Raw genomic sequence first — 18878 nt, forward strand, 5'->3', positions numbered from 1 at the left:
AGGAATATTTTTATACTCTTTTTATTTATTACTTTTTTGAGACCTTAGCACCTTCGTGCAAAGGTCTCAAAATGAGTTTTTTTCTTCATAGGGAAAAACCATCTCGAAAACCGTTTCCTCTCCCTCACGACGATAGGAAATAGTGGCATCATAGAGAGACAAAAGCCTTTTCACCACATAGAGCCCAATCCCCATCCCCACCCCGGGTTGAGTGGTAAAAAAAGGTTCAAAGATATATTTTTCTTTTTCCTTGGGTATTCCTGGGCCGTTATCTCTCACCCTCAAAATCGCTTTGTCGTTTACCCTCTCCGTTTCAAGACGAATCACACGAGGAAGAGGCTGATTCTTGAGAACCCGAATGGCATTCACCACAATATTTGAAATCACCTGCACCAGCTGAGCGGTATGAAATCTCACCACCATATCCACAGGACTGAGACGTTTCTGTATGGTGATCGTTTCCTGCACAATCTCTTGTTGAAGGGTATCCAGAACCTCATCAATCACCTCATGGAGACGAACAGGTTCTGGTTTCACCGTAGCCACAGCCAAAGCCGCCTGACGCATCCCCTGAATAATCCCATCAATCCTCTGCACACGCTGGGTAATCTTTTCCATATTTTGAAGAAGCTTTTCATAGGAAATCGCCTTCCCCTCTTTATACCAGTACAAAGGACTTTCACTGAGAATACGGATAGACTGAAGCGGTTGCCTCACCTCATGGGCAATGGCACTCATCATCTGCCCAAAACTCACCATATCCTGAGCCTTTTCAAGTAAAAGCCGTTGTTCCAACGCCTCTTTCTGAGCTAACGTGTACTGTTCCCACTCATCATGGCGACGAATAGCCTGGGCAAAAATATGGGCAAGGATCTGCAAAATCACAAAACACGATTTTTCTAAACGAACAGGCATTTGCCAGAAACAGACCAATGCCCCAAAGAGCTTCTCCTCAAAAAGCAAAGGAGATATCATCACCCGCCGTATCCTTTCTTCATCCCAGTAGGAGAGAAAACGCTGTGGTACCTGAGACCTTTTCCACCAGTATATGATTCGTTTGAGTTCCGTTTTGTCATCAATCTCTACTCTCAAAAACCTCTGGCATGGACGCGTCTCATAACAGGCACAAAAAAGCCTCCTGAAAAAAGCCTTCTCTCCCTCTTCTCCCATCCGGAAAAGAAGAATCCCATCAATATTCAAACTCGATCGCAAAAACTCAATCAACCTCGGAAAAAGGGAAAAGGGATCAACCGTTTGATTAATTCTCTCGAGAACATAACGGACAATCACCTGATAGTGTTTTTCCTGCTGAAGACGCTTGAGTTGAGTCTCCAGTCGTTGTTGTTGTCTTTTTTCCCTGGTAATATCATACAATATACCTCTTGCCCCGATGAGAATCTCTGATGTGGTAAGAAGCGGCACGATATTCACCCTTCCCCATCGAATCCCCCCCTCTTTATGCCGAAAGGAAATCTCATACACCCTTTCTTCAAAGATTTTCTGGGTAATGATATCCTCCTGAAAAAGATGGAGAAGTTCCCTCGAGAAAAACAAAAAATCCTCACTCACAAAATCCAGGATAAACTTTCCACGTACTTCTTCAGGGGTATACCCTAAAAACGCCTCTACAGCCTTGTTCACAAAAAAGATTCTTCCCTCGGCATCCATGTCAAAAACCACATCCGATAACTGTTCAAGAAAGCGTTCATGGTGATGAAGGGTATGCCTGAGCTGTTTTTCAAGTTCTTTCTTCTCTTCTATCTCTTCTTGCAAGCGACGAGTAAATACCTCAAGTTGCTTTTCAGCATGAATCCTCCAGAGAGCCACCTCAACCGCACTGATAAGTCTCTGTTCATCAATAGGCTTCGGAATATACCCGTACAGAGGGATAGAAAAAAAACGTTTATCCTCTTTGGGAAATGGTATGGCCGTCATAAAGACAAAAGGAACCCGGCTTTTCTGGTTCACCTTTTCGGCCAATGTGATACCATCTCCCTGTTTATTCAAAAGAATGATATCCGAAATCACAAGATCAGGTTGTCTTTCAAGGATTTCCTGATAGGCCTCATCAAAGTTTCCTGAACTTCCCACGACTTCATGGTGTTTTTTCAAAAAAGACTCTAAAAAAAGCCGAACCGCCGCCTCATCCTCAACGATATAAATCCGTGCCATAGAACTCCTCACCTTTCTATCGGCCGAAGAAACCCCCTTTCTTGAGCAGAAAAGCACTCTCAGGCATTGTCTATCTTGATATGATTTTCCAGAAGATACTCATCAACAGAGACCCCATTGACCTTGACATTTTTGGTCTTGAGATGGGTATAGGTCTTTCGGTCAATACTTCGGATGGGATTGTTATAGATATCTATTCGCTTGAGATTGGGCAACACCTCTACATTCGCCAAGCGCGTAATCTGGTTATAACTCAACCAGAGAATCTCAAGGTTTTTGAGGGGATGAAGATTCTCAATCTTTGTGATACGGTTATTGTAAAGGGAAAGAATACGAAGTTGATTGAGCCCATCAAGATTTTCTATCCTCTGGATATGGTTTCCGTGAAGGTAGAGACACTGAAGTCTTTTAAGATTTTGCAGGTTTTCTATCTTGCTGATTGCATTATCGTTCAAAGCAAGCCATTCAAGATTCACCTGATTGTCAAGACCCTCAATCTCATTGATTTGATTATGGGCAAGAGAAAGCCATACTAAATGGGTATTTTTCTCAAGCCCCTCAATGAGAATGATATTATTGAAGGCAAGATTCAGTTCCTGGAGTTCTCTGAGACGATCGAGATTCTCTATCTTGGTAATCTGATTGTGATCCAGATGAAGGGAGAGAAGATTGGTAAGCTTGTCAAGATTCACAATCCTGGTGATCTGATTATAGCTCAAATACAACTCTCTGAGATTGGTAAGTTTGTAGAGATTTTCAATGCGACTGATACGATTTTCAGAAAGCCACAGGGCTTGAAGTTTGAGAAGATTATCAAGGTTTTCTATCTGGGTGATCTCATTTCGTCGAAGACCAAGCTTTTTGAGATTGACAAGCGTATCCAAGCCTTTGATTTCACGGATATGATTTCCCGATAAACTGAGACGTTCCAGATTGATGAGGGTATCAAGCCCCTCTATCTCCGTGATCTTCGCACTGGCAATATTAAGAACACGAAGGTTGACAAGGTTTTCTAAATACTGAATCCTCTCTATCTGGGTATTCGAAAGACTGAGAATCTTGAGATTGACAAGGTTTTCCACGGGTTTCAGGCTATCAATGGAAGGATCCATGTGAAAAAACACATCCTTAGGGGAGAGAGAAGCTATCGTTTCAGGCTATCAATGGAAGGATCCATGAGATTAATCTCTGTCACATCAATAGGGTATTCTCTGGAGCCGATTTTCACGGAATTGGGCATTTCTACACGAATATTGTATTTTTTTACATAAACCTCCACATCTCCTATCTCTATTCCTTTGTCATTCATAAAAATCACTCTCTTCTGATAAAGAAAATCGTAGGTATTTTTATCAATACTTTTGATAGGATTCCCATCCACGTACAACAATTCCAGAGAAGGGAGAAATTCCAGCCCCTGAAGACGAGTGATCCGATTGTGATCTAAATACAACCACTTCAATTTGGGAAGTCGAAGATTTTTTATTTCGTCTATTTTGTTATATGAGAGCTTCAACCCAATGAGATTGGGAAGATTATCAAGCCCTGTGATCTCAGTAATATCATTGTGATCTAACCAGAGCCTCTCCAGACGATAAAAAACACTCATGTCCTCAATTTTCGTAAGCCCCATGTTGGACAGAAAAAGTTCCCGGGATTCAGAAGAGTAGTATTGACCGGCAATCTGGACCATTTTCATGGTTTCTGTCCTCCTGTAGGCCTTGGAGTCTCTTCAGGAGAGTTCACTGATTTTGATGATGAGGGAGGTGAGTTTATCAAGGTCTTCTATACGGATATACTCCTGGAGAGAATGCACCTCTTCCATGCCAACACTGAGATTGACAGCCGGTATTCCATTCTGATTGTAGATATTGGTATTACTCCCTCCACCTGTCCATTCAAGACGAGGAGTAATCCCAAGTTCTCCCATGGCCTTTGAAACCAGTTGAATCACGGGGCTATCGTCCTCATAGCGAAAACCACTGTATACCTTTTTGAAGCAGACGTTCACATCCTCTATCTTTCTTTCAAAAGACTTCCTGTGAATCAACCTTTCGATTCTTCTCTGGAGTTTCTCACAATCCTTTTCCCGGTGAGAACGAAATTCACCCTGAATATGACAGAGATCAGCCACAATATTGGTAGCCTTCCCACCATCAATCACACCCACATTAGCCACCGTATAACGGTTAATACGCCCCTGCGGAAGACGGGTGAGAATCTCTCCAGCTGCCACGATAGCGTTTTTCCCCGCCTCCGGGGCAATTCCCGCATGACTTGCCTTTCCCGTCACAAAGATCTCATACTGATATTGCGTAGGAGCCGCTACAATGATTCCTCCAACAGGACCATGGGAATCAAGTACAAAACCATAATCAGCCTGAATACGAGAAAAGTCAAGATACCTCACCCCAACGAGTCCTACCTCTTCAGCAGAGGTAAACACAAAAAGGATATCCCCGTGTTCTCTATGTTTGAGTTCCTCAGCGGCTACCACCATAGCTGCGGAAGCTGCTTTGTCATCTCCCCCTAAAATAGTCTGCCCCGACGAACGAATCATATCCCCATCGATAACAGGCTGTATCCCTACCCCCGGTTCCACAGTATCTACATGAGCATCAAAAAAAAGCGTTTTCTTTCCCGAGGTATTTGCCCTCAGACGAGCCACAAGATTCTCAGAACTATTCCCCTCCTCTGTGGTATAAGGGATTCGTTCTACCTCAAGCCCTATGTCGGTAAGCCTCTTTTCAAGATAGTCAAACATTTTTTTTTCTTTGAAAGAATGGCTCTCAATTTTGACCTGCGTGAGAAATTCCTGAACAACCCTGTTTTTTCTGTCATTCATAGTTCACCCTTCTGAAAATCTCCTTGCTTATGGAATGCGCTTCCACTCTTCAGCACTTACATACGGTTGAATGTCCTGTACAACCTCGTTGTTATGAATAACATTCCAGCCGTACACCGTTCCCTTAAGCGTATTCTCATCGATAATCTCAAGAATAGAATAGGCCCGAAGAGCCTTTGTCTGGACAAGTTGCTGGGCAATCTTCTTGGGAAGCCAGTTCACGAGATACTCCACCGTATATTCTTCCTCAAGAATTTTTACCGTTTTTTCATTCAAATAACGGACGACAATAGGAATCTCAGCCCCATTTCGTGCAATAATACGCCCCTTTTTTCCGGTAATAACAATAATAGCCTTGGAACCTCTTTGCCATTTTCCATCAAAATTGATAACAAGTTTGATCTTTGCCTCTTCCTCCGGAGTAGGTTCAACAATCTCTTTTACGACCGGTTCCTCTGGTTTTACCTTCTTTTGACACGAAAAAAGAACCACACTCATGGCTACCAGAGAGAAAAGAAAGAGAAAACTCCTTTTCATATCCCAACTCCTTGTTTCACATACGCCTCCGCAAGAATCATATCTTCAGGCGTTGTGATCTTGATATTCCAAGGTTCACCTTGTATAGTATCGACAGAAGTCCCCTCTTTCTGAAGAAGTTGGCTATCATCCGTCGCTTCTCTTTCCCCTCTCTCACGAGCTCTTCTATGAGCCTGCCATATTTCCTGAAAACGAAAAAATTGTGGTGTCTGAATGGTAACTATCGATGAACGATCAAGATAGTGATGAATCACTCCCTCTTTCACAGAGGCCAACGTCTGCGTCATAGGGAGAACAGGAACCGCCGCCGGAGTCTCCACAAGTTTTTTCCATCCCCTTTCAAGAAGAGTACGAGAAAAAAGAGGACGTGCTCCATCATGAATAGCCACCACATCTATGTGATGACCTTCCAAACAGAGAAGTCCCTGATACACAGACTCCTGACGGGTCTTTCCTCCATCAACCACGAGAATTTGCGTACTCCAATGGGGAAGAGAGAGAAGCTCCTCTTTCCAATCTGGATGGCACACCACACAGATAACAGCATCCTCGTCGAGAAATCTCTCAAGGCTATAGTCTAACACCGGACGTCCTAAAAGGGGAAGAAATTGTTTTGGTTTCTGCCCCTGAAAGCGAGAACCAATACCTCCGGCTAAAAGAACAACGCCCCGTTTCACCGAAGATTACTTCTGAGGAGAAGTAGGAGTGCTTTCAGAGGGCTGAGGGTTTGGCACCGCTTCAGCTGGAGCCGTCTCACTACTGGTAACGGTGGGTTGAGTACTTGCGGTACGAGGAAGATGGAGATAAGCAAGTCCAAGTGCAGTCAAGAAAAAGATGGCCACCAACCACTTGGTAAAGTTGACCAACACCTCACTTGTTTTGGCACCAAAAGCCCCTGAAGCAAAATCACTCCCAAAGAGTCCCGCCTGAGCTCCACTCCCGGATTGCATCAGCACCACAGGAATCAGAAGAATCACATCGAGAATAAAAATAAAGAAAAGCAGTCCACTCAAAAAAGCTGTCATACGTGTATTTCCTCCTTCATCTTTCAATAGCGCATAAGCGTATATACAGGAACCGAGATTTTTTCCTCACCCTTCAAAGCATCCAGAACAACAAAGAAAGCACACTCCAACACCTCGCCTCCAAGCGACTCTACCAAGCGGATAATCGCCTGACATGTTCCACCGGTGGCTAAAACATCATCTACTACAACCACCTTCTCTCCTGGGTAAATGGCATCCCGGTGAACTTCCAGTGATGAGACTCCATATTCGAGAGCATAACTTTCGCTGATCTTTTCTGCAGGAAGTTTTCCGGCCTTGCGAACAGGGACAAACCCCACCCCCAACGCATACGCAAGGGGTGCCCCAATAATAAATCCTCTTGCTTCCGCAGCTACAATTTTGTCTATTTTCTTGCCTCGATAGTGTTCCACCAGGGCATCAATACTTTTACGAAAGGCCTCTTTGTCCTTCCAGAGGGTAGTGAGATCTTTAAACTGAATACCGGGCACAGGAAAATCGGGTACATTCCGTACATACGCCTTAAAATCCATATCCCTTCCTCAAAAGAAAGTGTAGGGTATTATAGCACAAAAGAGAGAATAAAGCAACTTTTATTGGCTTTTGTCTCGCCACTCAAGAGAAATGTCCTCTTTTGGTAAGGGGTAGAAGAGGGAATGGTACGTGTGGCTTGGCTCTCTCTTTTGATCAAAAGGGAGAACATTGGCCAAAGGCCATCCCCTCTTCCAAAACTTCTTACTTTCTCAGTTCATAGGTAGCAGAATTAGTAGCTGAAGGCTTCATGCCCTCTTTCTCAGCGTAGGCTGAAAGAGTTACCTTCACAACCACATAAATATTGGTACGAAACGTCAAGGCACCGGTATACTCTGTCCACTCATCTTCTACTGTCACAGCAGGAGGAAGCGAGAGATTCGCATTGGAATAAAAGACCACCGAACGTTTTATCTTGATAGTCGCGTCCTCTGTAGCACAATCCACGGAAACAGTCACACTATTCGTGTACACCCCACTTCCAGGCGAAAAGGTAGGTGTAGCCACTGTCTGCATAAAAAGAGCACACCCAGCTAAAAACATGATCCCGATACTTCCAAGCAGATATTTTTTCATAAATACCTCCCTTTACAAGGTGTTATAGTATCAAGAAAAAAAGAAAAAATAGCAATTTTTGGCCCAAGAATTTTATAACAAAAGAGAAATGAGACCCTTGCACGGGTGTTTTCTTACCCTATCTGGATCAGGGGCTACGCCCCTCTTCCCCGCTTTTTCCGTTTCCAAGGGCTTATTTGTCTCTTTTTATACAAAAAATAGGCTTCTTTATTATGTAAAGAAATATTTTTATACTACTTTTTGCTTTTTATTACTTTCTTGAGACCTTTGCACATTCGTGCAAGGGTCTCGAAATGAGTTTAGTTATGAAGATTTCTGCTCTCTTCTTTTTTCTCAAAAAAAGTTCTATAACTCACTACTCTACCACCGTCTGCATCTGAAAGAGTCTTGCATACATCCCTCCGGAAGCCAAAAGTTCCGTGTGCTTCCCCACCTCGACGATTTTCCCCTCATGAAGAACCACAATCCTATCTGCATGCATGATAGTAGCAAGCTTGTGAGCAATGATAATCGTCGTCTGCTGACCTAAGATATTTTCCATAGCCTCCTGAATAGCCGTTTCTGACTCTGCATCCAGCGCACTGGTGGCCTCATCAAGAATGAGCACTTTCGGTCGACGAAGGATAGCCCGAGCCAATACCACTCTCTGTCTTTCCCCGCCCGAAAGTTGAGCCCCTTTATCACCAAGGAGAGTATCATAACCCTGCGGTAGCCGCTCAATAAAATGATGAGCATGAGCTATTTTTGCCGCTGCTACAATCTCCTCAAAAGAAGCCTCAGGACAGGAAAGGGCTATATTCTCCCGAATAGTTCCAGAAAAAAGAATAGGTTCCTGCGTCACAATACCCAGTTGAGAACGATAGCTTTTCCCGCTATAAAGAGAGAGGTCCTTTCCATCAATAAGCACCTTCCCCTCTGTAGGTTTATAAAAACCGGCCATGAGGGAGACAAGCGTTGTTTTTCCTGAGCCAGAGAGCCCTACAATAGCAATAGTTTCTTTTGGAGCAATATCAAGAGAAACCCCCTGAAGTACCATCCTTTCCTCAGTGTATCCAAAAGACACACTTTCACACACAATCCTCCCCTCTACCTTCCCAATCGCAGGAAGAGTAGCTTCGTCCACCACCTCATAATCCAATACCTCATAAATACGAGCAAGAGCCGGAGACAGCTTCCGAAGCGTGGTAAAGACGGTGCTTGAGAGACTCAACGGTTCTGAAAGTACAGTGGCCAACAAAAGAAAAAAGACAATATCCCCACTCGTCACCTGTCCAGAACGTACCATAAACCCACCTATGACAAGGATAATAATAATACCCAAGGAACCAAACCATTCTGCCACAGGCGTACTCAAGAATCGTATTCTCACTTCCCGAATCAGTGAAGAAAGATATCCCATATTCGAACGGCGAAACCTATCCCTCATAACCTCCTCAACAGCAAACCCCTTGATAACATCCATACCATACAGGGTTTCCTGAATACCCGAGGTCACATCAGAGATATGTTTTTGAACCTTCTGACTTGCCTGTTCGACAAATTTTCCTACAATTCCTAAAACAATACCTAGCACAGGAACTACCGAGAAAAAATACAGGGTGAGAAGGGGTTGTTTTACCACCATCATAAGAATAATAGCCACCACCGTCATTGGTTGCACCATCAGTTCAATCAGCACATTCATGAGAAATATTTCCACCACCTGAATATCATTGGTGAGTCGGCTGATAATATCTCCTGTTCTTTTGGCTTTGAAATATCCAATAGGAAGAATAAGAACCTTCTCATAAACATCCTGCCGCAAAGAGGCAAGTACTCTGATAGCCAACGTATTGGAAGCCACCAGCATAACATAATGAGAAACAGCCCAAGAAGTTGCTGAAATAAGCAAAAGAAGAGCACTTTGTAAAGGATCAGCCATGGTTTTTTCTAAAAAGACCCCTGAAAAAAAAGCCGCTAACTGATAGACTGCCGTAAGTTTACTTACGACTACGCCAATAGCAAAAACCACCATCACTCCCACAAGCCACCAGAAACGTCCGACATAAGACGATAACCGACGATAACTCATCCTACTCTCCCTTCAAAAACACATCATACGAGCCCCATCCCCCCCACAAAGGATGACTCTCTCGAAACGATACCACCAAAGGATGATGAGAAAGAACCTTTTCTACCTGTTGTTTTTTGACACTTTTTCCTTTCCCGGGAATAAGCCGAACACAGGTATATCCCTTCTGAGAAGCCTCTTCCAAGTACATTTTCACCACCTTTTCCACATCCTGAGGAGCAAAGCCATGTAAATCCAGTTCAGGCCCATCACAGAGAGGTCTTTCTTCATCAAGCCCTACAAGAGACACAAGATCAGAAGGCGTTTTGAGCCTGTATTGAGGCTCGTCCACCCTCCCGTACCCCCACGAAGCGTAGGCAAAATCCATACCTACGTTCTTTGCAAAGAGAGAATCGATGAGTGTATCCCCCACCATAATCACATCAGAGGGATCAAGAGGCTTTCCCTCTCTTTTCCAGAAATTTTGCACAAGCGAAAAAGCCTCGGGATGAGGCTTTGGATTTTCCACATCATCCTCACAGATGAGAAGATCAAACCATTTTTCCCCATCCCAGGGAGCGAGGGTCCTTTTCATTCCTTCTCGACTCTTATTAGAAACAATCACCATAGGGATCTTTCCATGGATTGTCTTGAGGGTTTCTACCACACCATCAAAAGGTTTATGCTTCTCCCAGAGAGAAAAATAGACATCCCGATAATACGCACGGGCATCATCCCCAAGGCCAACCAACTTCATGGTTTCTCCAAAAGGATATCCCACTCTCTCCCGCATCCACTCAAGAGAGACCGGTTCCCTTCCATAGTGACGTAACATCTCAGAAAACGCCTCATAAATAACCGGCAAGCTATCCACTAATGTTCCATCCATATCCCACACTATAGCCGCATACTTCACCATACCCTACTCCGCATAATCCAGTCTTACACTCACTCCATTTGAAGCAAGATACCGTTTGAGATCCGTAATCTCCAGTTCCCGAAAATGAAAAAGTGAAGCCGCAAGGGCGGCACTTACCTTTGTGGACTGAAAAACCTCAAGAAAATGTTCCTTTTTCCCGGCTCCCCCGGAAGCAATCACAGGAATACTGACCCTTTCCGCAATGAGTTTTGTAATCTCAATATCATAGCCATCCTTAGTTCCATCTTTATCCATCGAGGTGAGAAGGATTTCCCCAGCCCCCCGTTCGCAGACCTCTTCAGCCCACGCAATAGCCTCACGTCCTGTATCGATTCTCCCTCCATTGATAAAAACATGCCATTTTCCCTCTCCGACACGCTTCACATCAATAGCCACTACAATCGTCGAAGACCCAAAACGCTTTGACGCCTGAGAAACAAAATCAGGATTTCTCACAGCCATTGAGTTGATAGATACCTTGTCAGCCCCCGCTAAAAGGATCTCTCGAATATCCTCAAGACTCCGAATCCCCCCTCCAATCGTAAAGGGAATAAAAATCTCACGAGCCACCGCTTTGGCCACATCCACCATGATATTTCTCTTCTCGTGAGTAGCAGAGATATCTAAAAAAACCAGTTCGTCTGCCCCTGCTTCATCGTAAATTTTCGCATTTTCGACCGGATCTCCTGCATCTCGAAGGTTTTGAAACTGCACACCCTTGACCACTCGCCCCTGATGAATATCCAGACAGGGAATAATACGTTTAGCGTACATAGAACCTCCAGAAAATAGTGTACAGAAAAAAAGAGAAAAAAGCAAAAAGAAGCCTTTTTTCTCAGGTTAGTCGAAAAAACCATGCTCTCGTTGATCAAAAAAGAGAATTTTTATTCTAATACTGATAAAGAATTATACGAATTTCTTTCCTTCTAAAAATCTTCCAAAAAGAGGTTTCTCCTTCTCTCTTAAGGACAGTTCCACAGAGACGTTTATGAGAGGTATAACCACAAGGCCAAAACTCTTCACATACCCAAAGTTAAACCGACACATTTCCCGATGAAAAATCCACGATACGTTGAATAATATCATCAAGAGAAAGCACTTCCTTTGCCGCTCCTCTATCAATAGCCGCTTTGGGCATTCCCCATACCACTGAGGTTTTTTCATCCTGAGCTATCGTATAGCCGCCGGCTTCTTTTATTTTGAGAAGTCCTGAAGCCCCATCTTTCCCCATACCAGTAAGCAAAATAGCCAAAGTATTTTTTCCAGCCACAGAAGCTACAGAATCAAATAACACATCAACAGCAGGTTTTTGAAAATTCACTTTCTCTGAGTGATCAAATTGGGTATAGAGAAACTCTCCTCGACGAACAAGACGAAGATGAGTTCCACCTCGTGCAATATAGACATGTCCAATTTCAAGCATTTCGTTTTCTTCTGCCTCTTTGATAGACAATTCTGAAAGTTCATTGAGCCTTCTCGCAAATTGTTCAGTAAACCCAATCGGCATGTGTTGTACTACTGCAATAGGGGGTAAATTCCTCGGCAAATTCTTGAAAATATATTCCAGGGCTACAGTTCCCCCAGTAGAAGATCCAATAACTACGAGTTTATCGGTAGTCACAATCTCAGAAAGATAATACTTTTTTGTCTTTTTCTCGGATATTCGAGCCACGGCATTCCACTTTGACAAAAAAAGCTCTCTATTCTCATAAGCTTGTTTGATCTTAGTAATAATATCATCTTTAACCTCTTCCACCGTAATACTTTCTCCAGGTTTATTGACCACATCAAAAGCCCCCAGTTCAAGAGCTTTCACAGCAGCAAGATTATCTTTTTTCGTCACCGAACTCACAATAATCACAGGAAGCGGAAAATAGGTCATAAGCTTTTCAAGAAAAGTGAGCCCATCCATTCGTGGCATTTCAATATCAAGGGTGATCACATCCGGCTTAAGCCTCACTATCTTATCTCGAGCCACATAAGGATCAGGAGCTGTTCCAAGGACTTCAATTTGTGGATCTTTTGCCAATTCTGTCGAGAGCACATCCCTCACAATAGCCGAATCATCTACAATTAAAACTTTGATTTTTTCCATATGTCACCCCGCTTTCACGGTTTGTACAAATCCTCCACTGTCATCTTATCCAGCGTCTCAATGACTATTTTATTTGTTCCTGTATGATACCAAACTCTTCGACCATGTTCTCCGCCAGTATGCATTTGCTTGATATAAATTTTTTCCTTTCGCAGAATTTCCATAGCCACATCAATATTCCTGTCCCCTATAAAGAAGATCTCCCTCTCATCAAAGATAATAAAAGCTCCACCGATAATGGTAGCCACAAGATCTTCACGCTGAGAGCCATGATCTTTGAGAAACTTTTTCAAAAGCGTATAAATGGCAATATTCCCATACTTCGTGCTATGATGTTCTTCTGAAGGAGCTACAGGAAGAAGATAGTGACACATCCCTCCCCATTGATGAGTTTTATCATAAATGGTCACTGAGACACAGCTTCCCAGTACGGTTTTCACGACTATAGGCTTCTTAGAAAAGATAAGTTCACCGGGATTCAAAAAGTACTCCTTTTCTGTATTCATTCCTCCCTCCTATAGATAGAGTTTTTCAAAGAAACAAAAGGCGTTTGCAATCCCACTAAACTCTCTGATAAACCCAAAATGAGATATCCCCCCGGTTTCATATAGTCATAGATCTTCCGAAGAATATATTCCTTTTCTCTATTATCGAAGTATATCAATACATTACGTAAAAAAACAACATCAAATTGTTTAGAGAAAGGGAAATTGTCCATAAGATTCAAATATCGAAAGGCAATCAATTTCTTCACACTTTCCTTAACAGTAAAGGTTTTCTTCACCTCATCAAAATCAAAATATTTACGAATAAGAGCATCGTCCATATTTTTTAGTTTAGAATAATGATATACCCCTTGCAGAGCCACCTGAAGAACGGCATGAGAAATATCAGTAGCCAAAATTTTGAAATCATACTGATGAATTGAAGGTATGGTTTCCAGAGCCACAATGGCCATGGTATATGCCTCCTCTCCACTTGCACAACCCGCACTCCAGAGCCTGATATAGTCATTGGATGGCACATATTCTTTGAGATAATGGGCAAGAAAATCAAAATGAACAGATTCTCTGAAAAAATAGGTATAGTTCGTGGTCAATACCTCAACAAACTGCTTTTTGAGTTTTCCCGTCCTATCATGAAGAAGAGCCTGATAAAACTCTTCATACGTCTGATAGGGCCTGTACTCCCCGACAAATTTCGAGAGCCGATACTCCATTAGATATTTTTTGTACTCTTTGAGTTTGATACCCGAAAAACTATAAAAAAGCTCAGAAAAACGAGTAAATAATTCATCCGTCATAATACCTGCCATCCCTTACTCAAACAAAATAACTCTATCCTCCGGCAAATCCTCAGTCACATTTATTTCAACATTAAGATACTTTTTATAAAGCTCCTTAAGCCATTCCCTTTCGTCTTCAGTAGTCACTATACCTTTCAACTCCTCCAGAATCTGCTTTGTAATCAAAGACCTGAAACCGGCATCAATACAGGCACCTTTCTTACCCCCCAATATGCCATGTATGTGATCAGTACTAAAGAGGACAACTTTGTTCATTATTCGAAAAGCATGTTCCATGATTTCATTATTAATCTGTACTTTCTGGATATTATGAAAACTTTGATGAATATCTTTCTTGTCCTCCACAAAGAAATTCACCACTTCAGTGAGATCTCCAACAAGACGATATAGCCCCTGAATAGTTCCAGAGAATTCCTCATTGATAACGCGGGTCAACTCGATCTGTTGATTCACTTCTTCTATTTCTTTCAGTCTTTCTTCTCTTTCTTCCTCTGTTTTTTCAATAGAGTTTTTTATATCCGCAATCATTGTTCTGGCAAGATTCTGGGTTCTCAAAGAAAGATTATGAAGTTCCTGGGCAATTACATGAAAAACCCTGTTCTGTGACTTATTAGCCTCAACACTTAAATTGAGAGTAATCAATCTCATCTGTTGAAAAATTTCTTCCATTTCTCTAAAAACCTTTTCAATTTTCTTGAATTGTTCAAAATAACGATGAAGCGCTTCTGCGATATTTTTTTGTAAATTCTTTGTTCGTACAAAAAATTCATTGATATTGGTATCATTCTTTTTACCATGGATTTTTCCATTTTCCACAGCTTCAGAAAAATCTCTAACAAGAGTCAACAAACGATGATAATTTTCATTTTGCTGGGTCTTCATTCTCTCAAGAAGTTCTATAACTATTTTCATATCTGATTGTAACTTGTGTTGAGCCCTTTTCTGAAATTCAGCCGCAACCTCCCTGCTAAAACATACATGGCAGAGAGAGTTTTTTACCAGAAACACGACTTCTTTTTCTTTCTCTTTATCTTTTTCTATCATTTCCTGGACATGAGCAAAAAGGATTTCTAAAATCTCAACTAATTCACGAAAAGAAGCATTCTCAATCTTTTCATTGCCCTGAAAAACGTCTTCTCCAAAAAACTTCCTGTTACCCTCACCCAAAAAAGTCACCAGTCTTTTTTTGATTACGTTTCCAAAAAAAGGGTAACGTTTTTTTCAGGAGACCTGCAGTGGGAAGATGAGGAAAAGCAAAAAAAAGTTCCTCCCTGGCCGATAATAGGACACAAGGAGGAACCCATGCGTAAAGAATTTACCTTCACTTTGACTATCGACTACCCTGATACAAAACTTGAGACACTGTTGGCGGTTTTTCTACAGGCTATCAAAGGAGTGTTTGAGTCATTTGTTCATCAGATTTCCGTGGAAGCAGCAGAAAAAGAAATAAAAGAAGGTCACATCAGCTGTACATGCGGAGAAAAACATCACTTCATATGGAAAACAAAGCATGGAAAAAACACCTTTTTTGTTCTGATGCCCTTTGGAAAAATCACTCTTCCTCAACTCCAGATTCAATGCAAAAAGTGTGGAAGAAAACTTTTTCTCACGAGATCTCTTCTTGGTGTAGAAAAGCGAAAAAGACAAATTCTGAAAGATATCTACAGAGTGGCTTTAGCCGGGGCTCTTACCACATATCGAGTAGCTGCTCGGATTCTTTCCTTCACAGGCTATAAAATAGGTCTGAGTACCCTCTGGAAAAACCTTCAAAATATTGGGAAAAAGATACATTTCAGCCTATTGGAAAAAGAAAAATCTTGTGGAGAGGCTGATGGGACAGGTATTCCTGTTCATGGCAAGAAAAAAGGAGAAGAGGTCAAAATTCTTTTGCAGGAAAGGCAACAAGCCTCCCCTTTGACAGGAAAAAATACCAGAATAGCAGGCCTTCTTGTTGATAATTACCGTACTGGTTGGGACAAGCTTCTTCAGCCTATTCAAGAAAAACACTCTTTTTCTCGTTTTTTTCTTGTTGTTGATGGAGATACAGGGATTAACCAGGGTAAACATCCCGGTATCGTTTTTCAACGATGTTTGTGGCATGTGAGTTATCAATTGAAGCATTTTCTTCGTCTTGATAGAGTGAAATATCGTTCTTGTGAGTGGACAAATATTGTTGCTGAAACAGGGAAAGCCTGTTTCTTGGGATATAAAAATGACTGGCAAACAAGACTTGGCTATCAAAGCCAGCGAAAGCAGCACATCCAGAATCTTCTTTCTTCATTTCAAGAAAAAAGGCGCAAACATTGTTTTTATTATCTCCTACGTGCTCAAAAAGACATGTTCGCCTGTGACAGTGGAGACGGTTTGCCAGGAACAACCTCAAGGGCAGAACGGGTGATGCGAACCATAAACCAGAGAATGGATGTGGGGGTATGGAAAAGAGAAGGGGCAACCAATGTTCTTGCTATACGTTTGCATTACTACTATAACCGTGATGAGGCTATCGATGGTGTCTACTGGCAGGATGTGATATAAAACATGGGGAGAGGACATACTTGTTTCCCTGTTGCATGGCCTGAAAAGGGTGTTTTTCCCCAGAAAAAACTTGTTTATCTAAAACGTTCCCTGTATACTACAGCTAACAAAAATCTTTTGGGCCAGGGTTAACTTCTTATCCTTTTCTCCCTCTTCCAGGTCTCCTGTTGGAAACGTAATCAAAAAAAATAAGGGGCTTATTGGGACTTACTCAGAAGGAGATGGCAAAAGAACTTGATATTTCTCTTTCCTCTCTAGCAAGGATTGAAAGAAACGAAACCTATCCAGATGGAGAAATACTCCAAAAAATACGGAAATTATATAAAGTGAACCTGAACTGGTTACTGGCAGACGAAGAAAATATGTTTTCCGAATATCATGAAGAAGATCATTGCAAAATATCTCACAAGAGGATCCCTCCCCAGGAAAATCAGCTAATAGAAAAAATCAAAACCGATAAGCATCTCTGGTTTATTTTCCTGGAGCTGGTAAATAACGAGATTATTAAGAGCATTATTTATACTTTGCTAAAATCAAAAAATACCGACAAAGCTTCCCTTGATAAATATCTTAAAATTCTCAGATCAGCCCTGGAATAAGCCCCTACACCCCATACACCATCTCATACACCCACAGAGCCACAGGAAGCGTCACCACAAGCCCCACCACACCCCAGAGGAAAAGAGACTGGACCACCATACGGTTCCCCCCTTCCCTCTCAACAAGCACCGGCAAAGCGGTTACCGGTGGAAGAGCACTCTGCAAAAACACCAAAAACCGAAAAAGAGGTGGAAGTGGCAAAAGCCCCACAATACCGAGGTGAAGAAGAGGAAACACCATATTTTTCACAAGAACAAACCCTATCTTGGCCTTCAAGGGCAGAGTTGAGGTCTCATGACGATCAAGATAGATATTTCCCCCAATCACAAAAAGAAGCAGCGGAATAGAAAGCACCCCAATCCTTCTTGCCACATCTATCACAAAACCCGGCACAAGGGGGCGTAATCCCGCATAATGAAGAGCAAGCGACCCCACAAGCATCACCACCAGGGGAGGAAAAAGTTTCTGGAGACTGAAACTTTTCTGCTTCTTTCCCCCATAAAAAAAACCAAACCCCTGAAAAAGAAAGAAAGAAAACAAAACCGTAAAAAGAAAAAGGTCCACCGTAATCCCCGGTTTCTCAGGAAAAATTGAGGGCAAAAGAATGAGAGGAATAAAAATCGCATTGGGATAGAGAAGAGAGACAAACACCTCTTTCCGATAGGTTATAGAGAAAAAGAAAGAAAAAAGCCACGACAAAAACCACAAAACCACAAACGACCCAATCCACACCAGAGGATACAGCCACCAGAACGGATATTTCTCAAGAGAAAACTGCACCATCATATCATAGAACACTAAAGCCGGTACCGCCACATCAAGAGAAAGAAAAGAAAGCGTAGAAAGCGCCTCCTTGGCGATCGCCTTTCTCGCAAGAAGCACAAACCCTACCACCCCAAGCCCCAAAAAAATTCCAACGGCTTCAAGCGTTTTCCAGAAAATCATATCCACTCTCCTGCCATTTTTTCACCCACTTCGTAAGCCTGCGACGATATCCCCACAACCTCAAGGAAAACCAGAACCCTCTCCAGAAAAGCACAGGGTTTTCCAATAACCGTTTCCAGGGTAGAGACCTTACTCCCTCCGCAATAAAAGACACACGGGGAAGCTTCTCATTCAAGTCGTCCGAAATAACCCTCACCACGGAGAGAGTAATGTTCCTCTTTTCGCACTCTTTGGCGTGCGCTCCTGTCTCCATATCAATCACCGACACCTCCGGAAACCTTTCCTTGAGTGTTTTCTTTTCCTCTTTATCCGTCCAGTGGTTCACTTCAAGTCCCACAACCACCTTCTGAGCTGGGAGAGGACAAAGAGGGTACTTCCCCCCTTTCGTATCCCTCACCGAACTCAAACTCACCACCGTCCCTTTTGTAACCCTTTTCTCAAGAGAACCAGCAAAACCTATCACCACCATCCTTTTGATTTTTTCTCCCCTTTCATCTAAAAACTGATAAAACCGCCTGACATTTTTTTCCCCTACCCCTGTAAGCCCCCACAAAACACCCTCATATCTCGCCAGAGCCGGCCATCTTTTTCCTATCAGTTTAGCCAGCTTTTTTGGCAACTCCATAGAATGCGCCGCCACAAAACACACCTCTTTTTCCAATCCCTCTTCCGGTTCTTTCACATCCCGACAACTCTCCATTTTCCCTCCTTGTAAAAAGAGAAAAGGCTGTCCTTTCGGACA

20 protein-coding genes are annotated in these 18878 nt (G+C 42.5%); 2 read left to right on the forward strand and 18 right to left on the reverse strand.

Annotation, left to right across the window (positions count from 1 at the left end; all coding sequences use genetic code 11):
• Positions 1-66: 66 nt before the first annotated feature.
• The 16 genes from BREVNS_RS10405 to BREVNS_RS10480 all read right to left on the reverse strand — a co-directional run bounded on the left by BREVNS_RS10405 (position 67) and on the right by BREVNS_RS10480 (position 15223).
• Positions 67-2172 (reverse strand): ATP-binding protein, encoded by a 2106-nt coding sequence (locus tag BREVNS_RS10405; protein ID WP_483426941.1) that lies wholly within the window; start codon positions 2170-2172, stop codon positions 67-69.
• A gap of 59 nt (positions 2173-2231) precedes the next feature.
• Complete coding sequence (locus BREVNS_RS10410) at positions 2232-3284, reverse strand: leucine-rich repeat domain-containing protein (protein ID WP_483426942.1); 1053 nt, start codon at positions 3282-3284, stop codon at positions 2232-2234.
• Positions 3285-3316: 32 nt separating this feature from the next.
• Positions 3317-3871, reverse strand: a complete 555-nt coding sequence (locus BREVNS_RS10415) for a leucine-rich repeat domain-containing protein (protein WP_483426943.1) — start codon at positions 3869-3871, stop codon at positions 3317-3319.
• Between the two features lie 33 nt (positions 3872-3904).
• Positions 3905-5017 carry a M20/M25/M40 family metallo-hydrolase gene (locus tag BREVNS_RS10420; RefSeq protein ID WP_483426944.1) on the reverse strand — a complete coding sequence of 371 codons (1113 nt, stop codon included), beginning with the start codon at positions 5015-5017 and terminating at the stop codon, positions 3905-3907.
• A gap of 27 nt (positions 5018-5044) precedes the next feature.
• Positions 5045-5554 carry a hypothetical protein gene (locus BREVNS_RS10425; protein WP_483426945.1) on the reverse strand — a complete coding sequence of 170 codons (510 nt, stop codon included), beginning with the start codon at positions 5552-5554 and terminating at the stop codon, positions 5045-5047.
• The gene (gene ispD, locus BREVNS_RS10430) at positions 5551-6231 is read right to left on the reverse strand and encodes a 2-C-methyl-D-erythritol 4-phosphate cytidylyltransferase (protein ID WP_483426946.1); all 681 of its coding nucleotides are present in this window, start codon (positions 6229-6231) and stop codon (positions 5551-5553) included. Before ispD ends, BREVNS_RS10425 begins: the two co-directional genes overlap by 4 nt.
• A gap of 6 nt (positions 6232-6237) precedes the next feature.
• Positions 6238-6579 (reverse strand): preprotein translocase subunit SecG, encoded by a 342-nt coding sequence (gene secG / locus BREVNS_RS10435; protein ID WP_483426947.1) that lies wholly within the window; start codon positions 6577-6579, stop codon positions 6238-6240.
• A 23-nt stretch (positions 6580-6602) separates the two neighbouring features.
• Positions 6603-7112 (reverse strand): adenine phosphoribosyltransferase, encoded by a 510-nt coding sequence (locus BREVNS_RS10440; RefSeq protein WP_483426948.1) that lies wholly within the window; start codon positions 7110-7112, stop codon positions 6603-6605.
• Positions 7113-7314: 202 nt separating this feature from the next.
• The gene (locus tag BREVNS_RS10445) at positions 7315-7686 is read right to left on the reverse strand and encodes a chitobiase/beta-hexosaminidase C-terminal domain-containing protein (protein WP_483426949.1); all 372 of its coding nucleotides are present in this window, start codon (positions 7684-7686) and stop codon (positions 7315-7317) included.
• Positions 7687-8041: 355 nt separating this feature from the next.
• Positions 8042-9757, reverse strand: a complete 1716-nt coding sequence (locus tag BREVNS_RS10450) for an ABC transporter ATP-binding protein (RefSeq protein WP_483426950.1) — start codon at positions 9755-9757, stop codon at positions 8042-8044.
• A 1-nt stretch (position 9758) separates the two neighbouring features.
• Positions 9759-10655: an HAD-IA family hydrolase gene (locus BREVNS_RS10455; protein WP_483426951.1), complete on the reverse strand. Its 897-nt coding sequence runs from the start codon at positions 10653-10655 to the stop codon at positions 9759-9761.
• 3 nt (positions 10656-10658) lie between these two features.
• Complete coding sequence (gene hisF, locus BREVNS_RS10460; protein ID WP_483426952.1) at positions 10659-11429, reverse strand: imidazole glycerol phosphate synthase subunit HisF; 771 nt, start codon at positions 11427-11429, stop codon at positions 10659-10661.
• 259 nt (positions 11430-11688) lie between these two features.
• Positions 11689-12750: a protein-glutamate methylesterase/protein-glutamine glutaminase gene (locus BREVNS_RS10465; RefSeq protein ID WP_483426953.1), complete on the reverse strand. Its 1062-nt coding sequence runs from the start codon at positions 12748-12750 to the stop codon at positions 11689-11691.
• Between the two features lie 14 nt (positions 12751-12764).
• On the reverse strand, positions 12765-13256 hold the full coding sequence (locus BREVNS_RS10470) for a chemotaxis protein CheD (RefSeq protein ID WP_483426954.1): 492 nt from the start codon (positions 13254-13256) through the stop codon (positions 12765-12767).
• A complete protein-coding gene (locus BREVNS_RS10475; RefSeq protein ID WP_483426955.1) occupies positions 13253-14065 on the reverse strand; it encodes a CheR family methyltransferase in 813 nt (270 codons plus the stop codon). The genes BREVNS_RS10470 and BREVNS_RS10475 overlap by 4 nt, the downstream gene beginning before the upstream one ends.
• Before the next feature lie 3 nt (positions 14066-14068).
• Positions 14069-15223, reverse strand: a complete 1155-nt coding sequence (locus BREVNS_RS10480) for a methyl-accepting chemotaxis protein (protein ID WP_483426956.1) — start codon at positions 15221-15223, stop codon at positions 14069-14071.
• A gap of 135 nt (positions 15224-15358) precedes the next feature.
• On the opposite strand from BREVNS_RS10480, the gene BREVNS_RS10485 reads away from it, so the two are divergent.
• Together BREVNS_RS10485 and BREVNS_RS10490 are read left to right on the forward strand one after the other, a co-directional pair.
• The gene (locus BREVNS_RS10485) at positions 15359-16591 is read left to right on the forward strand and encodes a hypothetical protein (RefSeq protein WP_483426919.1); all 1233 of its coding nucleotides are present in this window, start codon (positions 15359-15361) and stop codon (positions 16589-16591) included.
• Positions 16592-16779: 188 nt separating this feature from the next.
• Positions 16780-17190, forward strand: a complete 411-nt coding sequence (locus BREVNS_RS10490) for a helix-turn-helix domain-containing protein (RefSeq protein WP_483428050.1) — start codon at positions 16780-16782, stop codon at positions 17188-17190.
• A 4-nt stretch (positions 17191-17194) separates the two neighbouring features.
• Here BREVNS_RS10490 and BREVNS_RS10495 read toward each other — a convergent pair whose 3' ends face one another.
• A complete protein-coding gene (locus tag BREVNS_RS10495) occupies positions 17195-18136 on the reverse strand; it encodes an AEC family transporter (RefSeq protein ID WP_483426957.1) in 942 nt (313 codons plus the stop codon).
• On the reverse strand, positions 18114-18836 hold the full coding sequence (locus tag BREVNS_RS10500; RefSeq protein WP_483426958.1) for a nucleoside phosphorylase-I family protein: 723 nt from the start codon (positions 18834-18836) through the stop codon (positions 18114-18116). Before BREVNS_RS10500 ends, BREVNS_RS10495 begins: the two co-directional genes overlap by 23 nt.
• Between the last annotated feature and the right edge of the window lie 42 nt (positions 18837-18878).

The sequence above is a fragment of the Longinema margulisiae genome (assembly GCF_025266855.1).
Lineage (GTDB): Bacteria > Spirochaetota > Brevinematia > Brevinematales > Thermospiraceae > Thermospira.